Origin of the sequence: Laceyella putida, assembly GCF_042665195.1 — a bacterium.
GTDB lineage: Bacteria > Bacillota > Bacilli > Thermoactinomycetales > Thermoactinomycetaceae > Laceyella > Laceyella putida.
In genome coordinates, this window is the sequence record NZ_JBHTBW010000080.1 from 46,237 (window position 1) to 63,257 (window position 17,021).

Consider the following 17,021-nt stretch of genomic DNA (forward strand, 5'->3'; position numbering starts at 1 on the left):
ATCGCGCCCCATCTCTGATAAAAATAAAAACAGCCCTTGCTATAAGCAAAAGCTGCTTCACCATTTCAAGCCCAGTTGCCACCGCGAAACAGCGGAATCACTTGGCCATCTTCCGTTACGCCATCAATGTCGAGCTCCCCTGCGCCAATCATGAAATCCACATGGATCAAACTCGCATTCAACCCTTTTTCCAGCCTTTCTTCCTTAGATAAGAAGGCTCCATCTTCGACGCAAAACGGATACGCCGAACCCAGTGCGAAATGGCAGGAGGCATTTTCATCAAATAATGTATTTTGGAAAATCACACCCAAGTTGGATAACGGTGAGTCGTTTGGCACCAAGGCCACCTCCCCGAGATACGAAGCCCCCTGATCCATTTCCAACAGCGTCTGGAGCAAGGTCTCCCCCGTCTCCGCTTCCGCTTTCACCACTTGCCCATTTTGAAAGGTTAATGTAAACCCATCAACGACCTGCCCGTTGTACACCAATGGTTTGCTGTTTCGCACATATCCATTTACCCCTTCTCTAAGAGGTGCCGTAAACACTTCTTCCGTGGGGATATTGGGCAAAAAGAAGACACCTTGCCCATTCTTTAATCCCCCTCCCAACCAACGGTGCGCTTTGGGCAATTCCACGGAAAGGTTCGTTCCGGGCGCGCGATATTCCAGCCGGGCAAATCGATGGTCATTCAACCAAGAAGTGCGCTCTTCCAGCTGTCGCACATGATCTCTCCAGTTTTCCACCGGATCTTGTTCATTTAGACGGATCGCCACTTTTATGCTTTCCCACAATTTGGCCAACGCCTTTTCTTCCTCCAAGTCCGGAAATACCAATCTGGCCCATTCCGGCGTGGGAATTACTCCGATGCTCCAACTCACCTTCCCGCCTTGCGCCAATTCATGATATCTCTGCAACGCTTGGCCCATCACTTTCGTTACGGTCGCGATGCGTGACGCGTCCACTCCTTTTAACAGTTCCGGTTTGGGAGTCAAAATCGAAATGACCGCCGCTCCTTCTTCCATCAACTGAATGAGATCACGCACTTTGCCTTCAGATACCCAAGTAAGCGTTTCTTCCGGGGCATGGCTCATACGGATGCGGTTCACCTCATCATCCGACCAATCGACCATCACGTTTGATGCGCCCGCTTGATAAGCCACTTCAACCACTTTGCGCACCATCGGCACCGCATCAGTGGAAGCGCGAATCACCAAACTCTGACCTGGTTGCAAGTTGACACCGAGTTGGACTAGCATGGTGGCATATGTGGTCAATTCACTGGGTTTGAACATCATCTCAACCTCATTCCGCCTCAAATATTACGAATCAAAGTAAAATCATATTGTTTGGAGATATTAGTTTGTATTATATAGCCTGATCGATCAGGCTCACAAGGAGGAATGGTTGCTCAACAGCGAAAAAATTTACTTCCGTCCCGGTTTCTCTGTGTGTTATTTATTACGCAACAGCTTTTGATATCGCATAAATTCCGGCGTTAACGATTGGTTTACCAAACGGTTGGCTTCCGCTTCGCCTTTGGCTTGGATCAGCATAGCCTCCCGGCGCGATTCCGCTTCCAATCTCCGCTGGCTGGCCAATTGCTTCTTGTTTTCGGTCTCACGCAAGATGGATTGATGACGAATGTTAGACTCGACTAATGTTTGCATGAGTTGTTGTGTCCGCGCATCCACGCGCAAATCAACCAAGGCCAACCCTTCTACATGAATCCCCTCTTTTTTCAATTCACGCGTCACTTCCGTTTCAATCTCCGCGGCGGCGGTTCGTCTCTTTGCAACATACAGGTCAACCGCTGAATGCTTTAGTACCACGGATTGGATGGCCATGGCCAACCGCATTCGCAAATACTCCGTCCCCATCTCTGCCCAGTCCCGCTGACGAAAACGCACCATCAACCCAGGTAGCTTCGCTGCTTCCAAATGATAGCTCATCAAGACATCCATTTGCACCTTTTTGCCATCGGCAGTCAAAACGGACAGGGCCTGCCCTTTCGCAAAAGATACCGTTTCGGTAGAGACCGGGTACAATGTTACCCATTCCCATGGCCAATGAACATGCAATCCTTCATCCAGCACTTGTGGATGAACGCCGCTAAAAAGATTGAACACCACACCTTGATAGCCCGCCTCCACCATGGTCAGGCAACTTCCAACCAACAAAAATACAAACGCGTAGCATATCACGACAGCGATAAAACCGATCCATCTTTTCCTCTGCTTGCTATATGTTTTCACTGGCATCCTTGCGCTTATTGCTCCTCCTTTTGCTTTTGCTCCGGCTTTTGCCTTTTTTGGCTGATTCACACCGAATCAACAAATATTCCCCGATTCGCTCATACCATGGAAACAATCCGACGAATAAGACCGCACACAAAAAAATGACGAGAAAAATAGCCACCGTTCTCCCCTTTTCTTCAAATATTAAAATGTTCCATTATGTAAAAAAACAATAAGGGTTAACATTTATTATAAGGGAAATAAGCTGATGGTTAAATCCTTACTAAGGGGCATGATGCCAAAAATTTTTCCACTGCATTTCATATTACAAAAAATGCGCCAAACTCCAACCAATGATAAATTATCCAGAATTCGTCTCCGTCCATCTATCGGTCTTACACCCATTCACCTTGTCGAAACAACGCGATCCGTTTTTCTTCCGCCGTTTCCGCACCAATCTCCAACTCAGCTGCCATTCACCGGGACAACATTTTCCACACTACCCGTACGCTTGGACCGCCAAGGCAAAATATTGGGCTTTCATCGGTGGATTCGTCCCGCGCAACACCAGATGAACTTCTTCTTCGGAGAAATCCCAACCCAACCGCTTGGATAAACGAACGACACCAGCGATATCACCATGGGTTAATCGTTCACAAGTGGTCAACCCTTTCATGTTTTGCCCTCCCTTTCAACAATTGCATGATGATCCTCCGCCCCCATTGTCTCATACTTTTCCAGTTAGCGACCAACACTAACAGTATACGATGTTAAGAAGGAGCAAAATGTATGCCATTCATCGAAACAAACGGAACTCAACTTCATTATCATCTGGCCGGTCAAGGACCGACACTGGTCTTTATTCATCCCCCCCTGATCACCAGTGCGGTCTTTCGATACCAGATGTCCGAATTGGCGACCTCCTGTCGTATCCTTACGTTTGACATTCGAGGTCATGGACAAAGCGCGCCTTCTTCAGCGCCCCTGACTTTTCCGCTGATTGTGGAGGATATGAGGCAACTGCTTGATACGCTGCAAATCAAACAAGCCTATTTGTGTGGCTATTCCACGGGAGGAAGCATCGTGCTTGAAGCTTTGCTGTCCCATCCAGACCGCTTTGTGGGAGGCATTTTAATCAGTGCGATGTCGGAAGTAAGTACTCCCCTTCTCTACGCAGCGATTGCGATCGCGACGGGCTTATGCAAATCCGGTTGTTTTCTTCCTTTGGCCACGCTCTTGTCATGGAGTAACGCCGACTCGCCCACGACATTTGCCAACCTATACCGTTCGGCGCGGCAAGGCCACCCGGAAAACATCAAACAATATTTCGCTTTCAGTCAGCAATACAACTGCACCAACCGTCTGATTGAAATCAAGCAGCCGATGTTGCTTCTTTATGGCAACAAGGATCGAATGTTCCACAAATACGCGAAACTGCTTAAATTCCAGCTGTCCCGGGTCACTGTCAAGCCAATCGATAACAAACGCCACCAACTCCCCACTAAAGCGGGACAACAATGCAACCGGCTCATTCAGGATTGGCTCCATCAGCAAATTGACAAAAAAACACTTAGTCCTCAGGGATAAGTGTTTTTCAACTCCAATAAAACAAACATAAAGATACAATCAACCCTACTGTGCCAAAGAGCAGGAATCTCATGCCAAGCCTGGCTCCCTGCTCTTTTTCTTCGGCGGAACGATGTTGTTGGATCCAAGCATCGACCGCATTCCCATCCCGATTCCCCAATTCACCTTGGCCATGACAATAATGCTCTGGAATCTCTATACGCATATCTTTTCGCACACGAATTTAATCCGTGTGGATGCTACCCTTTCAAGGATGATGAGTCATTATCATACAAATTGGTTTGTATCCTATCCAAAATACGAACTAATTTATTTGGAAAAAGATTATAATGTACAAGGGGAGGTCAAGCTCTTCCAAGGAGGGAACTAATGAATAACTTGATGTCAGGAAAGAATGTTGTAGTTATGGGCGTGGCGAACGAGAGAAGCCTAGCGTGGGGAATCACCAAATCACTACATGCCGCAGGTGCAAACTTAATATTTACATATAGGAAAGAACGTTCTTTTCAGAAGCTTTCTGCTCTATTGTTTGAGGCTGAAATCACTCCCCTTCTTGTAGTTTCGTGTGACGTTTCCGATGATGCAAGTATTGAAAACGCCTTTCTTGAGATTAAACAAAAAGTGGGGAAGATCCATGGTCTTGTTCATTCCGTTGCATTTGCAGAAAAGGATGAACTACATGGCGAGTATGTGGACACTTCACGCGAAGGATATCTTTTAGCCCAGAATGCCAGTGCTTATTCGCTTGTTGCGGTTGCCAGGGAAGCGAAAAAAATAATGACTGATGGCGGAAGCATTGTTACGCAGTCATATCTCGGTGCCGAGCGTGTCGTGAAAAACTATAATGTGATGGGCGTTGCAAAGGCGGCATTGGAGGCGAGTGTAAGGTACTTAGCAGAGGATCTTGGCAAATATAACATTCGGGTTAATGCTGTTTCTTCTGGCCCGATTCGAACCCTTTCCGCAAAAGGCGTTTCAGGATTTAACGATATTTTAGGTACCATTGCGGAAAAAGCCCCACTTAGACGGAACGTGGATCAAAGTGAAGTAGGGGACGCCACATTGTTTTTGTTAAGCTCTTTGTCAAGAGGAATAACAGGTGAAGTACTTCACGTAGATGCAGGATATCATATAATGGGGATGTAGAGAAAAAGAGAGCTTCCCATAAAAGGGTAGCTCCAGGGAGCGTTGACAAACCCTGTGAATCAACGATGTTGATCGCAGGGTTTTTGTATATAAAAGGGATATAAACCAAACTTTAAACCACCTCCCTTACCGGCTTGGGAGAGCGGCGTAGCCAAGCGAGGAGCTTTTCTGAAGATTTAATCGTTCTAAAATAGAAAAAAAATCCTTAGAGTGTTTTTCTATTGATTCGACAAAAAAGGCTGCTGACCCTGCCTTTGAAGGCAGTTTGTCAGCAGCCTCCCTCCATCAGTTAAAACTGATGGAAGTATTTTATACTAAGAAACGTTTACGACAAACGGAACGGTAAATACTTTGCCTTGATGTTGGAATTGACCCCAAATCTTATAAACTCCCGCTTTCGGAAAGGTAGTGTGGAACATCGCATCTGGACCTGTTGCATTTTCATCCGCCGGATGCACATGCAGATACTGCTCGGCATCACTGCTAATGATCACGACATGCCCTACCGCCCCAAGATATTTTTCTAATTTGGTAATGGGTTGTTTTGTTTTCGCGTCTTTAATATGAAACGTTAGCATCGTTTCTTGGTTTGCTTGGGGAGTGGAGTCAAATTTCAGGGAAACTTCTTTGCCATCAACGGTTTTGACCAAGATTGCATCAGGTTGAAGCGGCTGTTTTTGCGAAGTGGCGCCTTTCACTTCAACCCATTTGGGCTCTGTCGCTTCATTGCCGCCTTGAGGGATAAAGTCAGCATACAATTTGTATTTTCCGCCCTGTGGGAAATTCGTTTCCACCTTAAACTTGCCATTCCCTTGATAGTTGGGATGCAAATGATCAAAATGGCTCAGGTCCTCGCTTACAATAATTAAGTGCATTTTTTTCTCATGATTGATTTCAAACTCGTTCACTGGTTTACCCGTTTGGTCGTTAACCTGAATGGTCAAACCCTTCGGTTGATTGGCTGTCGGTTGACTATCAAAAGTCCAGTTCACCTGAACCTTTTGTGCGGGCTTTTCCGTTGCTTGTTGATGCTGTTCATGGCCTTGTTGCTGATTGCCGTGCCCGTTATGGTCTTGTTCTTGCGCAGCTCCGCAACCAGCCAGAATGAGGGAAGCAACCACTGGAATCGTGAATAGGAATGGTTTCTTTTTCATTAGATATCACCTCTTATGCGTTTGCCTTCAATGGTTTTTTTATAACCTCAACATCGGCAGAAAAACCGACAAAAATGTGATCATCGATTTTAATGGTCGGAATGATTTGCTTCCCGGTTAACTTCTGGACTTCTTCGGCATATTTCGGATCTTCCTCACAGTTATAGTCCTTGTAAGGAATATGATGCTCCTGGAAAAATCTTTTTGCTTCATTGCAATCACTGCAAGTGGGCATCGAATCTATCTCAACCGTTGGGAGACTCATATTATCTTCTACTTTTTAGTAAGCTTTATGGCTTCACTCTTTGCAACCGCAATGCGTTCAACACAACCGAGACGGAGCTCAGAGCCATGGCGGCACCTGCAACCCAAGGAGCAAGGAAACCTAACGCGGCCACCGGAATTCCGATCACATTATAGGCAAAGGCCCAGAACAGGTTTTGTTTAATATTCCTCATCGTTTTCCGGCTCATTAAAATGGCATCGGCAATACTGTTTAAATCTCCGCGGATCAGCGTAATGTCTGCCGCTTCCATCGCCACATCCGTACCCGTTCCCATTGCCATTCCGATATCAGCCGTGGCAAGGGCGGGGGCATCATTTATTCCGTCTCCCACCATGGCCACTTTCTTCCCGCTTTGCCGCAATTTCTTCACTTCCTCCGCTTTCCCTTCGGGCAACACTTCCGCCAACACCCGGTCAACCCCGACTTCCTTGCCGATCGCCAGAGCCGTTCGTTCGTTGTCTCCCGTGATCATAATCACTTCGATCCCCAATTCTTTTAAGCGGTGAATGGCTTCTTTCGAGGTTTTTTTGACTGTATCGGCGACGGCCAACAGACCGGCATACTGTTTGTCGATAGCGACTAACATCGCTGTTTTTCCGGTTGTTTCAAGTTCGGACATCTGAGTTAAAATCTCGTCTATCCCCACTTGATGCTTCGCCATCAGTTTCCTGGTACCAATCAAAATCTCTTTACCCTGAACCATGGCACGTACACCATAGCCGGGAATGGCTTCAAACACCTCGGCATCCGGAAGGGAAATCCCCTTGGCTTGAATGCCTTCCACTATCGCTTCTGCCAAAGGATGCTCCGAATTTTTCTCTGTTGCGCCAACCCATGCCAGAAAATTGCTTTCATCCACATCCTTGGCTAAGATGACATCAGTCAATTGCGGTTTCCCTATGGTGATCGTCCCCGTCTTATCAAGAACGACCGTATCAATCTGCTGGGTCAACTCAAGATGTTCTCCGCCTTTAAATAAAATGCCCAGCTCAGCGGCGCGTCCCGAACCGGCCATAATCGATGTGGGGGTGGCCAACCCCAAAGCACATGGGCAAGCAATCACAAGTACGGCAATCGCTTTTTCGAGAGCTTTTGCAAATTGTCCCGGGTCAACAATCAAAAACCAAACCAGAAAAGCAACCACCGCAATCCCAACGACAACAGGAACAAACACACCTGAAATTTGATCGGCAATTCTCTGGATCGGCGCTTTTGATCCTTGCGCTTCTTCAACCACTTTAATGATTTGCGCCAATGACGTGTCTTGCCCCACACGGGTCGCCTTTATGACCAGTCGTCCATGCTTGTTGATCGTGGCACCGATAACCGGATCACCGACCCGTTTTTCGACCGGGATGCTTTCCCCCGTCAACATGGATTCATCCACAGTGGATGCTCCTTCCACCACTTCCCCGTCAACCGGAATTTTTTCCCCCGGCTTCACAATGAGCAGATCGCCTACACCCACTTGTTCGATCGGAACATTTAGCTCCTGACCGCCACGGATCACGAGAGCTGTTTTCGCTTGCAATCCCATCAACTTTTTGATGGCTTCCGAAGATCGCCCTTTGGCGCGCGCTTCAAACAACTTGCCAAGGATGATAAGTGTGATCAGGATCGCGCTGGTTTCGTAATACAATTCCATCTTGTGGGCGCCATGGCCGATCGATATAAAAGTGAGATAAACACTATAAAAATAGGCCGCCGACGTGCCAAGCGCCACAAGCACATCCATATTGGCGCTCTTATTGCGCAAAGCTTTAAAGGCTCCAACGTAGAAATGCCCTCCAATGATAAACTGAACAGGCGTGGCGAGCGCAAGCTGAAACCATGAATTCATAAAGAGGTCGGGGAACCAAATCCAAGAAGTGAAAGGTAAGTGGCTCACCATGGCCCACAATAGCGGAAATGAGAGAATAACCGAGAAAAGAAACATGCGTTGTTGTTTTTGGAATTCCTTCTGTCTGTGATCCTCTTGTTTTTCTTCCCCTTTTAACTTCGCTTGGTAACCCAACTGCTCTACTTTGTTAATCAAATCCTGTACATTTGCTTCACCGGGATCATACTCTACTCTTGCTGTCTCCAAAGCGAAGTTTACTGTGGCTTTGGTAACACCCGGCACCTTAGTTAAGCCCTTTTCTATTCGATTCGCACAAGCTGCGCACGTCATGCCCACTAATTGGAGTTCAACCGTTTCCTTAACCGTTCCATAGCCCAAAGACGCTATCTTTTCCTCCAATGTATGAATGCCGATTTTGTCAGGGTCATATAAAACGGATGCCTTTTCCAATGCAAAATTCACATTGGCTTCAGTCACACCCTCTATTTTTTTCAACCCTTTTTCGATTCGATTAGCACAGGAAGCGCACATCATGCCTGTAATGCGTATATTCGCTTGTTTGGTGGACATGATTGAAGCTCCTTTCTTAGGTTGCCAATATACTGGATAGGAGTATATTAGCAGCCTAAAAATAAATAGCCTGGCAGGTGATTAAAGGTTAAACGACATTGTACCCTTGATCCTCAATCGCCTCTTTAATCTGCTCAATGCTTACGTGATTCTCATCATATTCCACCGTTACCGTTTTTCCGGCCAAGTCCACTGTCGCTTGCACATTCATGTTCTTTAAAGCTCCTTCAATGGCATTGACACAATGACCACAGGACATTCCTTCCACACGCAATACCTCTTTTTTCATTTTGGTTTCTCTCCTTTATTTCATCAATTTTTTAAAGGTGTTCATCATCTCATCGATAACCTCAGTATCCCCTTCTTGCAAACGTTCCACTACGCAACTTTTCATATGGGCTTCCAGAAGGAGCCTGCCGACACTATTCAATGCCGACTGAATCGCGGAGATTTGGTTGAGCACATCATCACAGTAAGCATCTTTTTCGATAAGATTTTTAATCCCGCGCACTTGTCCTTCGATTCGATTAAGACGGGCAGTGAGATTATGCTTGGTCTTGTCTGGATGATGACTTTTTCTGTCACTGATGCAATTGGTTTCATCAATGATAGCATCATTTAACTGTTCGTTTATACCAACCACCTCCCACTAAAATATACTATACCCCACCAGCGTATGTAAAGGGGCGTTTCTAATATTTTCTGATATAAAAGAGATAAAAACGACAACCTTTGCCCAAATGCAGTAAGTTGCCGTTTTTTTGACTAACTATTTGATTGATTGACCATCTTTCACGATTTGGATTCACTTATGCCCACCATCTGAACTCAAATACATTTGCTTCTTAAATGTTACTAAGGTCATTTGTTTGAGATTATTCAGTTGTGATTGCGTTTCCTCAACATACTTAAGAAAAATTCACCTAGCCTTCAAGGATAAGTGATTTTCAACTCCAATAAAACAAACATAAGGATAGAATAAACCCAAGTATGCCAAAGAGCAGAAATCTCATGCCAAGCCTGGCTCCCTGCTCTTTTTCTTCGGCGGAACGATGTTGTTGGATCCAGGCATCCACCGTATTGCCATCCCGATTTCCCAATTCCACCTTGGCCATGACCAGCATCAGCAAACTCAGGCACATCAAAATCCCCGCCACCGTTTCCATCAATAACTCACCCTCCTTTTATACTTTATACCCATATATCCATTGTCTTATATGCAGAAAATTTTATCAAAAATATACTTTCGATTTATTAAAATAATTAATATACTAAAGGTAAAGGAGCTGATTTCATGACGGCTACCAACAAATTGCGATGGGGAATCTTGGGTTGCGCCAACATCGCCATTCATTCCGTTATTCCCGGAATTCAACAATCGGCTTTGGGCGAAGTGGCGGCCATTGCCAGCCGAAATGGCGAGAAAGCCAAAGAAACGGCGGAAAAGTGCGGCATCCCCCGCTCTTATGACACTTATGAAGCCTTACTTGCTGATCCTTCCATCGACGCCGTATATATTCCGCTACCCAACCATCTGCATAAAGAGTGGACCGTTCGTGCCGCAGAAGCAGGCAAACATGTCCTGTGCGAAAAGCCCCTCGCTTTAACCGCGCAAGAAGCGGCGGAAATGGTAAGCGCTTGCGATCATGCGGGCGTCAAACTGGCCGAAGCGTTCATGTATCGTCATCATCCCCGCTACACCCAGATCAAAGAAGTGATCAACTCAGGTGAAATCGGGATCATTCGTGGGATTCATAGCACTTTTACCTTCAATAACGCTGGGGACAGAGGCAATATCCGATACAAACGGGAGTGGGGCGGTGGCTCTCTGTACGATGTCGGCTGTTATCCGCTCAGTGTCGCCCGTTTGCTCTTGGAAGAAGAGCCCCAAGCGGTCACCGTACACGCCTTTTTCTCTCCCGAGCATGACCAGGTAGACATGATGGCTTCTGGTTTGGTGGAATTTTCCGACGGTGTCGGCCTTACCTTTGATTGTGGCATGTGGGCAGCATTTCGCAATACATTGGAGATTGTGGGCACAGAAGGCAACATCATGGTTCCTTCGGCATTTGTGAGTCAAGCCGATGCTTCTTCCCATTTCTTTGTCACCACTGCCAAGGGACACCGCGAAGTGGAAGTGCCCCATGTAAACCAATACAGCTTGCAAGCCGATGACTTTGCGCGTAGCGTGCTTGAAGGAACTTCGCTGCTCTTCCCCGCTTCTGACGCCATCAACAACATGGCTTTGCTGGACGCCTGCCTCAAATCCGCGCGCACTCGGGCGCGTATCGCCTTATCAGAATGAAGGGGGAATGGGTATGAACACGATAACGATTCAAGGCTTGGCCAAACCCTGCTCCAAATTGATCATGGGCTCTGATTTCTTTTCACCTGATCACACCGACACCGTCAGTGAATTGCTTCACGCCTATGTCTCTCTCGGCGGCAACGCCATCGACACCGCGCGCATCTATGGGCACAGCGAAAGAACGATTGGCTTATGGTTGCAACAAGTCAAGCGCGAAGACATCATCATCTTGACCAAAGGCGCCCATCATGACCACAACGGCCCCCGCGTCACTCCCGAAGACATTGATTATGACCTCAACGTCAGCCTGGAAGAATTACGCACAGATTACGTCGACCTATATGCCTTGCATCGTGACAATCCTGATGTCCCTGTGGGCGTCATCATGGAAGCGCTTAACAAGCATATCGAGGTGGGCCGCATCCGTGCCATCGGTGGTTCCAACTGGTCTCACGAACGGCTTCAGGAAGCCAATGAGTATGCGGCGAAACATGGACTGATCGGATTCACCTTCAGCAGTACCAATCTCAGTCTGGCCAAACCCAAAGAGCCATTCTGGGAAGGCTGCATCTCGGCGGATGAAGCCACGTGCGCATGGCATCAGCAACACCAACTCCCTCTCCTCTCCTGGTCTTCCCAAGCAAGGGGCTTCTTCACCGGCCGCTTCCGTCCCGAGGTGACGGACAATGCCGATATGGTGCGCGTTTATTACAACGACGAAAACTGGGAGCGCTTACATCGCGCCGGCAAGCTAGCAAAGGAAAAGAACTGTTCCCTGATCCAAATCGCCTTGGCTTATGTGCTGAACCAACCCTTCCCCACCGCCGCCCTCGTCGGGCCCCGGAACCGGGCGGAGATCCAATCCTGCTTTGAGGCGATGCAGATCAAGTTAAGTGAACAAGAAATGAATTGGTTGGATTTGCAAGAGGAAAAGGCCTGAATGATATAGTCCGTCTACTCTGTTGCCCAGACTGTTTGCGTTATTCAAGTTGTGGCTTCATTCCGGCGATTTGTGGGCTGCGCACCCTTTTTCATAGCATATTTTTCCTGCTCGGGCAGATACTATAGGCGTATCATGTCTGAAGGAGGCACAATCATGATCTTATCTCTTGAAGAGATGAATATCCTGTCTGAGCGATTGGAGAAAGAAGAAGCCCGCTTGCACGAGGCCAACATACGTGAGCCCGGCCGCAAAGAAGCCGAACACAGTCTGAATCTGATCAGTAGCTTACAGCGGAAATTGCGTGATGTGGACGCTGATTTGTCTGAACAAGAACGCGCTTATGTCATCGATTTGCTCCGTGAAGAGACATCCCATATTCACGGGCATGGATCCGGTGTGTATGACTCGATTATCAATAAATTGGAGCTTTAAGCGGAAAACAGGCTCCTTGGCCAGAACAAGGAGCCTGTTTTCCTTCGCTTTCAATTCGGGGGTCGCATATTTCATGATGAATCAATTTCACTTCCGGCCCGCGTCCAACCGCTTACCCAAAAGTTCCCGCCAGACCTTTGCCAATTCAGGAACGGCCAGCACTTTCTTAATTCCTTCGACATCGCGCTTGCGATGAAAATAGATTTCATTGGCGAATAACACCGACACCTGCAAGGGATGGGGTTCCAATAACTGAATCGTTGAATCTTTCCTTACAGTGCCTTCTTGCAACACGCGACAAAAAAATCCGGTATACCCTTCCTCTATGATTCGCGCCATCAGAGTCGGGATTCCCGTTCGTTTGTTAATCGTATCGCAGGGAATTCTGCCTTGCGTGACTTGAATCACCGCCTCGCCTAATTGATAAATATCTCCGATGCACACATCCCGTTCCAAGAGATGGGTAGCCGTCACATTCTCACCAAAGGCGCACGCGGGCAATTTTGTTTGAAACTCTTGTTCCCACATCAAGTAATGTTCATGCGGATACACGCACACCGCACGTTCAATCCCGCCGTGAAAGGTGGGGTTGGCCACTCCATCCCCGTGAAAGCCCTCGTTGGCCAAGTAAACTTCCTCGATCGGGTCCTTACATATCCCTGTCCGCATCTCCTTGTTACCACCATACTCCATCGTTTTTGGCATACCCACATGCAAGTTCACCAACTGCGGCATTCGCTGAATCATTCCTGCTCTTACCACCCTTCCGTTTCATCACTCTTATCCTATCAAAAAGCCGGCGTTATCTTAACGTTGGATCTCTCCAGCCTTGGATATCAACACACTTCCACCTTGTAATCAAAGGGGAGTTGATCTCCAGTAACTCCCCTTATGCTCCTCTTTTCGTAGGAATCCTCTTATCTGCAAAGAAAAAATCGATGATGTTCATCGCCCCTGTGCTCTTCGCACGATAAAACTCCGAATATCCGCAATTCTTGCAAGAGATAATCTTAAACTTGTTATGCTCGAGATTGAAGAGACGGCTTAATCCGGTTCCCGTGACGGCAATTTCTCCATGCTAATTTCTTTTTCCCACATTTGGGGCATCCGCATCTAGTCATCCCCTTTATTTGACCACTCCCCATGCCTAAAGTCAGGGAATTCTTGGGTAATCCCTTCCACCGAAGGGAACTTAACCAAGCTTAGACCGCCAGCCCAGCGGCAATGAGTCTTAAACCTTCTTGTAAAATGTTTATCGATGCGTTGATATCTCTGTCATGGTTTGTGTGACACTCTGGGCATGTCCACTGTCTGAGGTTGAGACTTTTTACTTCCTTGTTTCTGTAACCACAGTTGGAACATAGTTGGCTAGATGGAAAAGTTTTTCCGACTTTGACAATGATTCTTCCATACCATTTAGCCTTATACTCCAACATGGATACAAATTCAGACCATTACGCATCGGTGATTGATTTAGCTACGTTGTGGTTTTTAATCATGTTTTTTACCTGTAAGTCTTCCAGACAGATGACTTGGTTTTCGCGAATCAGTTTGGTAGACAGTTTATGTAGAAAATCATGTCTAGCATTAACGATCTTTTCGTGGATTCCAGAAACCTTGACCCGTGCTTTGTTCCAATTGGAACCGCCTTTTTGACGGCGTGATAGGATTCGTTGCCATCTAGCTAATTGTTTTTCATACTTTCTGAAGAACTTGGGTGCATTGATTTTTCCACCATTCGAGAGGATTGCGAAATTTTTCAAACCGAGATCGATACCAACCGCTTTCCCTTTATCTACTGGGACATATGGACAGTCCTTCATTTCACATAGGATGGAAACAAAATATTTACCCGACGGGTTGCGGCGGATCGTGGCAGAAAGTATTTTTCCTTCGACTTCACGGGATTTAGCAAATTGAACCCATCCTAGCTTAGGGAGTTTCATTTTGTTTCCTTCTATTTTGATGTTTTGGTTTACACATTGACTGGTATAGGATTGGACTTTGTTCCGTTTGCTTTTGAAGCGGGGACGGTCATTCTGCTTTTTGAAAAAGCATTTAAATGCATCGTCCAGATGCTTCAATGCATTTTGAAGTGAAGTGGAATCCACTTCTTTTAACCACACGAGTTCCTTCTTTCATTGCGTGAGTTGAGAAGAGCAAGCATGGTACGTTAATCCCTTTCCTGTTTGCTTGTATGCTTCATTCCACTTGGTTAAGAAGTGGTTAAAAACAAACCGACTACAACCCATTGACTTATTAATAAGTGTGGCTTGTTCTTTCGTTGGGTAGATACGAAACTTAAACGCTTTGTGCATTTGCTTTTCACCTCCTTTTCCCATATCATATGCGTAAATACGCAATAGAAAAAGGAGGAAAAACGAACACGAAAGAAATTTACCACTTCTTTAGATGAAGAAGTGATTAAGCACTTAAAGCTACAAGCTGTTAAAGAGAATACAGATGCCAGCAAGATAATTGAGAAGTTAGTCAAAGAATATTTACAAAAATGGTCGGACGAGGGAGGGTTTTAACCCTCCCTCGTCCGACGCTCGCTCTCATCCCCATAGCTGAAGCTAGGGGTTTTCTCGCTCGCAAAGATATAAAAATCACCTTGCGTGGCTATCACTATTCAAAAAATGAACAAGCCGGCCCCGTTCATGATATTCAATCAGATGGATCCCCGTATCGCTGGTTTGGATAAAACAATCATGATGGACCGGCATCCCCAGAAAGCTTTCCAACATCCGCGAAATCATGCCGCCATGCGAAACGATCGCGATGCGGCGATAGGATTTGCTATAGTGTTTAATATAGGAAAACGCATGCTCGGCCCGCGCCCGGAACTCAATGCCCGATTCACCCGTCTCGCCCAGCTTCACATGGGGAAGGATGTCCAACGGGAACGACGTTTCCGCCAAGGGGCGACCTGCTAGTTTCCCGTTGTCATGCTCGTGCAACTCAGGCAAATAGTTGATCGGACAGCCAATGGTTTTGGCCAGGATCGATGCCGTTTCACTTGCTCTTTTCAATGTGCTTGCCCAAACATAGTCGGGCGGGAAATCTTCTTTGACCCGTCGCGCCATCTTGTGCGCTTGTTCAATCCCTTTCTCCGTCAACGGAAAATCGGCTCTTCCCTCATGCACTTCGCGCAGGTCCGCTTCCGATTGTCCATGCCGTATCAACAAGATTTGCATCACTCATTCCTCCATTAGAGCAGGTACCGTCCCAGTTTAATCAATTTCCATATCATAGCCCATGACTCGTGCTTTGTCGTCGGTTGGACCACCTCCCCTTCAACCAGATGGCCTGCAGGCCCACTGCACTTTCGCCATCTCACCAAAGTTGAACCACGGACTCATAATCAGCCAGATGAAACCAACGGATCAGCATTCGTAAACCCACCTTATTGCTATATTTATGCAGGACTTATATAATACCATTATTCTGATCATTTCTACATCCAATCAGGGTAATGGGGATGGGGAATGAGTATCGCATGATATCCAAATAAAAATAGAGAGCTTGATTCTGCTCTCTATCATCATGGCTATATGCGCATTACCGATCATCCAAGTCATAAACGGGGATGATCTTCACCTCTTGCGGATTGGTTTCGGAGTGAACGCGCACCTTTTCCGCAGTTTCATCCACCATCTCAATCCAAACCGGCTCACCGCGATACTTTACTTCGATTCTTTCCGGCGACTGTAAAATCTCCTTGGCCCGTTCGATATCCATCTGGGCTCCCTCCTTTTTAACCAATCTGCTCTTAGATTGCGTTAAAGGAGCTGAGTTATGCACATCTGAGTTCAAGTACGACCATCACGGTTTATAAAATTTGCGCATTCATTTCAAAAACAACCATTCAATATAAAGAGAGCCAACGGATGATTACACTCAAACCCTTTGAACCGGCTGATATGGATCGCCTGATCGGTTGGATTGATTCCCCCGAATTTCTCTTGCAATGGGCCGGTCCCATTTTCACCTATCCGCTGGACAAAGCGCAACTGGAACAACATTGCAAACAAGTCGATCAAAGCAATCCCCCCTCGTTGCTCATTTTTAAGGCGGTGGATTCCAGGAATGACGTAGTGGGTCATATTGAATTGAGCCACATCGATTACCTAAATCTGAGCGCGAGCATTTCAAGGGTGCTTGTCGCCCCCAACAAACGGGGGCAAGGCCTTGGCGAACACATGATGATACAGATGTTGCGCATCGCGTTTGACCAACTTCATCTGCATCGCATTGACCTCAGGGTGTTTGATTTTAACGCGGGCGCTATCGCTTGCTATGAAAAAGTGGGTTTTATCAAAGAAGGGCTGATTCGCGACGCCCGCAAAATGGGCGAGAGTTATTGGAGCTTGTACCAATACAGCCTGCTCGAGCACGAATGGCGACAGAAAAACAACCCACGTTCTTCATCTGTCAAACAAAACCACTCTTGATGGAGACTGATGCAAAAGCATAACATGATTTGTAAAAGTGCCTTCGGGCACTTTTTTTGTTACACTG

19 protein-coding genes and 1 pseudogene are annotated in these 17,021 nt (G+C 46.7%); 6 read left to right on the top strand and 14 right to left on the bottom strand.

Translation table 11 applies throughout. The features are described 5' to 3' along the window. Positions 1-65 precede the first annotated feature (65 nt). The 3 genes from ACFQNG_RS18835 to ACFQNG_RS18845 all read right to left on the bottom strand — a co-directional run bounded on the left by ACFQNG_RS18835 (position 66) and on the right by ACFQNG_RS18845 (position 2,910). On the bottom strand, positions 66-1,292 hold the full coding sequence (locus ACFQNG_RS18835) for an aminopeptidase (protein WP_379867454.1): 1,227 nt from the start codon (positions 1,290-1,292) through the stop codon (positions 66-68). 159 nt (positions 1,293-1,451) lie between these two features. Further along, positions 1,452-2,258, bottom strand: coding sequence for an SPFH domain-containing protein (locus ACFQNG_RS18840; protein ID WP_379867455.1), 807 nt, complete (start codon positions 2,256-2,258; stop codon positions 1,452-1,454). 475 nt (positions 2,259-2,733) lie between these two features. Then, positions 2,734-2,910 (bottom strand): hypothetical protein, encoded by a 177-nt coding sequence (locus ACFQNG_RS18845; protein WP_379867456.1) that lies wholly within the window; start codon positions 2,908-2,910, stop codon positions 2,734-2,736. Positions 2,911-3,023: 113 nt separating this feature from the next. Between ACFQNG_RS18845 and ACFQNG_RS18850 the strand changes: the two genes are divergently transcribed. After that, complete coding sequence (locus ACFQNG_RS18850) at positions 3,024-3,821, top strand: alpha/beta fold hydrolase (RefSeq protein WP_379867457.1); 798 nt, start codon at positions 3,024-3,026, stop codon at positions 3,819-3,821. Positions 3,822-4,190: 369 nt separating this feature from the next. Beyond that, on the top strand, positions 4,191-4,967 hold the full coding sequence (fabI, locus tag ACFQNG_RS18855; RefSeq protein WP_379867458.1) for an enoyl-ACP reductase FabI: 777 nt from the start codon (positions 4,191-4,193) through the stop codon (positions 4,965-4,967). Positions 4,968-5,281: 314 nt separating this feature from the next. Here the strand turns inward: fabI and ACFQNG_RS18860 are convergent, their stop codons facing one another. From ACFQNG_RS18860 to ACFQNG_RS18885, 6 genes are all read right to left on the bottom strand, one after another. After that, a complete protein-coding gene (locus ACFQNG_RS18860; RefSeq protein WP_379867459.1) occupies positions 5,282-6,121 on the bottom strand; it encodes a hypothetical protein in 840 nt (279 codons plus the stop codon). A 13-nt stretch (positions 6,122-6,134) separates the two neighbouring features. After that, on the bottom strand, positions 6,135-6,386 hold the full coding sequence (locus ACFQNG_RS18865; protein WP_379867460.1) for a glutaredoxin family protein: 252 nt from the start codon (positions 6,384-6,386) through the stop codon (positions 6,135-6,137). Positions 6,387-6,411: 25 nt separating this feature from the next. Then, complete coding sequence (locus ACFQNG_RS18870) at positions 6,412-8,817, bottom strand: heavy metal translocating P-type ATPase (protein WP_379867461.1); 2,406 nt, start codon at positions 8,815-8,817, stop codon at positions 6,412-6,414. Between the two features lie 88 nt (positions 8,818-8,905). Then, positions 8,906-9,106 (bottom strand): cation transporter, encoded by a 201-nt coding sequence (locus ACFQNG_RS18875; protein ID WP_379867462.1) that lies wholly within the window; start codon positions 9,104-9,106, stop codon positions 8,906-8,908. Between the two features lie 15 nt (positions 9,107-9,121). After that, positions 9,122-9,451, bottom strand: coding sequence for a metal-sensitive transcriptional regulator (locus ACFQNG_RS18880; protein WP_379867473.1), 330 nt, complete (start codon positions 9,449-9,451; stop codon positions 9,122-9,124). Positions 9,452-9,764: 313 nt separating this feature from the next. Next, positions 9,765-9,986 (bottom strand): hypothetical protein, encoded by a 222-nt coding sequence (locus tag ACFQNG_RS18885; protein WP_379867463.1) that lies wholly within the window; start codon positions 9,984-9,986, stop codon positions 9,765-9,767. Between the two features lie 125 nt (positions 9,987-10,111). Here ACFQNG_RS18885 and ACFQNG_RS18890 point away from each other — a divergent pair, with 125 nt between their 5' ends. The 3 genes from ACFQNG_RS18890 to ACFQNG_RS18900 all read left to right on the top strand — a co-directional run bounded on the left by ACFQNG_RS18890 (position 10,112) and on the right by ACFQNG_RS18900 (position 12,500). Then, complete coding sequence (locus ACFQNG_RS18890; RefSeq protein WP_379867464.1) at positions 10,112-11,122, top strand: Gfo/Idh/MocA family protein; 1,011 nt, start codon at positions 10,112-10,114, stop codon at positions 11,120-11,122. Positions 11,123-11,135: 13 nt separating this feature from the next. Next, complete coding sequence (locus ACFQNG_RS18895) at positions 11,136-12,065, top strand: aldo/keto reductase (RefSeq protein WP_379867465.1); 930 nt, start codon at positions 11,136-11,138, stop codon at positions 12,063-12,065. A gap of 156 nt (positions 12,066-12,221) precedes the next feature. Next, the gene (locus ACFQNG_RS18900) at positions 12,222-12,500 is read left to right on the top strand and encodes a hypothetical protein (RefSeq protein WP_379867466.1); all 279 of its coding nucleotides are present in this window, start codon (positions 12,222-12,224) and stop codon (positions 12,498-12,500) included. An 87-nt stretch (positions 12,501-12,587) separates the two neighbouring features. Here the strand turns inward: ACFQNG_RS18900 and ACFQNG_RS18905 are convergent, their stop codons facing one another. From ACFQNG_RS18905 to ACFQNG_RS18925, 5 genes and pseudogenes are all read right to left on the bottom strand, one after another. Continuing rightward, positions 12,588-13,247: an MOSC domain-containing protein gene (locus ACFQNG_RS18905; protein WP_379867467.1), complete on the bottom strand. Its 660-nt coding sequence runs from the start codon at positions 13,245-13,247 to the stop codon at positions 12,588-12,590. Positions 13,248-13,389: 142 nt separating this feature from the next. Continuing rightward, a complete protein-coding gene (locus ACFQNG_RS18910) occupies positions 13,390-13,569 on the bottom strand; it encodes a zinc ribbon domain-containing protein (RefSeq protein ID WP_379867474.1) in 180 nt (59 codons plus the stop codon). Between the two features lie 133 nt (positions 13,570-13,702). Then, a pseudogene (gene tnpB / locus ACFQNG_RS18915) lies at positions 13,703-14,818 on the bottom strand (IS200/IS605 family element RNA-guided endonuclease TnpB). A gap of 291 nt (positions 14,819-15,109) precedes the next feature. Then, the gene (locus ACFQNG_RS18920; protein ID WP_379867468.1) at positions 15,110-15,697 is read right to left on the bottom strand and encodes a histidine phosphatase family protein; all 588 of its coding nucleotides are present in this window, start codon (positions 15,695-15,697) and stop codon (positions 15,110-15,112) included. Between the two features lie 364 nt (positions 15,698-16,061). Beyond that, positions 16,062-16,241: an H-type small acid-soluble spore protein gene (locus tag ACFQNG_RS18925; RefSeq protein ID WP_379867469.1), complete on the bottom strand. Its 180-nt coding sequence runs from the start codon at positions 16,239-16,241 to the stop codon at positions 16,062-16,064. A 149-nt stretch (positions 16,242-16,390) separates the two neighbouring features. Between ACFQNG_RS18925 and ACFQNG_RS18930 the strand changes: the two genes are divergently transcribed. Then, entirely contained in the window at positions 16,391-16,954 is a 564-nt protein-coding gene (locus tag ACFQNG_RS18930) for a GNAT family N-acetyltransferase (protein ID WP_379867470.1), read from the top strand. The last annotated feature ends 67 nt before the right edge of the window (positions 16,955-17,021 follow it).

What these genes read in the sequence shown, in the direction of transcription:
- ACFQNG_RS18890 (WP_379867464.1), top strand. Translation starts at nt 10,112, where the DNA reads ATGACGGCTACCAACAAATTGCGATGGGGAATCTTGGGTTGCGCCAAC.
- ACFQNG_RS18900 (WP_379867466.1), top strand. Translation starts at nt 12,222, where the DNA reads ATGATCTTATCTCTTGAAGAGATGAATATCCTGTCTGAGCGATTGGAG.
- ACFQNG_RS18930 (WP_379867470.1), top strand. Translation starts at nt 16,391, where the DNA reads ATGATTACACTCAAACCCTTTGAACCGGCTGATATGGATCGCCTGATC.
- ACFQNG_RS18845 (WP_379867456.1), bottom strand. Translation starts at nt 2,910, where the DNA reads ATGAAAGGGTTGACCACTTGTGAACGATTAACCCATGGTGATATCGCT.
- ACFQNG_RS18895 (WP_379867465.1), top strand. Translation starts at nt 11,136, where the DNA reads ATGAACACGATAACGATTCAAGGCTTGGCCAAACCCTGCTCCAAATTG.
- ACFQNG_RS18875 (WP_379867462.1), bottom strand. Translation starts at nt 9,106, where the DNA reads ATGAAAAAAGAGGTATTGCGTGTGGAAGGAATGTCCTGTGGTCATTGT.
- ACFQNG_RS18905 (WP_379867467.1), bottom strand. Translation starts at nt 13,247, where the DNA reads ATGATTCAGCGAATGCCGCAGTTGGTGAACTTGCATGTGGGTATGCCA.
- ACFQNG_RS18865 (WP_379867460.1), bottom strand. Translation starts at nt 6,386, where the DNA reads ATGAGTCTCCCAACGGTTGAGATAGATTCGATGCCCACTTGCAGTGAT.
- ACFQNG_RS18840 (WP_379867455.1), bottom strand. Translation starts at nt 2,258, where the DNA reads ATGCCAGTGAAAACATATAGCAAGCAGAGGAAAAGATGGATCGGTTTT.
- ACFQNG_RS18860 (WP_379867459.1), bottom strand. Translation starts at nt 6,121, where the DNA reads ATGAAAAAGAAACCATTCCTATTCACGATTCCAGTGGTTGCTTCCCTC.
- ACFQNG_RS18870 (WP_379867461.1), bottom strand. Translation starts at nt 8,817, where the DNA reads ATGTCCACCAAACAAGCGAATATACGCATTACAGGCATGATGTGCGCT.
- ACFQNG_RS18920 (WP_379867468.1), bottom strand. Translation starts at nt 15,697, where the DNA reads ATGCAAATCTTGTTGATACGGCATGGACAATCGGAAGCGGACCTGCGC.
- fabI (WP_379867458.1), top strand. Translation starts at nt 4,191, where the DNA reads ATGAATAACTTGATGTCAGGAAAGAATGTTGTAGTTATGGGCGTGGCG.
- ACFQNG_RS18925 (WP_379867469.1), bottom strand. Translation starts at nt 16,241, where the DNA reads ATGGATATCGAACGGGCCAAGGAGATTTTACAGTCGCCGGAAAGAATC.
- ACFQNG_RS18835 (WP_379867454.1), bottom strand. Translation starts at nt 1,292, where the DNA reads ATGTTCAAACCCAGTGAATTGACCACATATGCCACCATGCTAGTCCAA.
- ACFQNG_RS18850 (WP_379867457.1), top strand. Translation starts at nt 3,024, where the DNA reads ATGCCATTCATCGAAACAAACGGAACTCAACTTCATTATCATCTGGCC.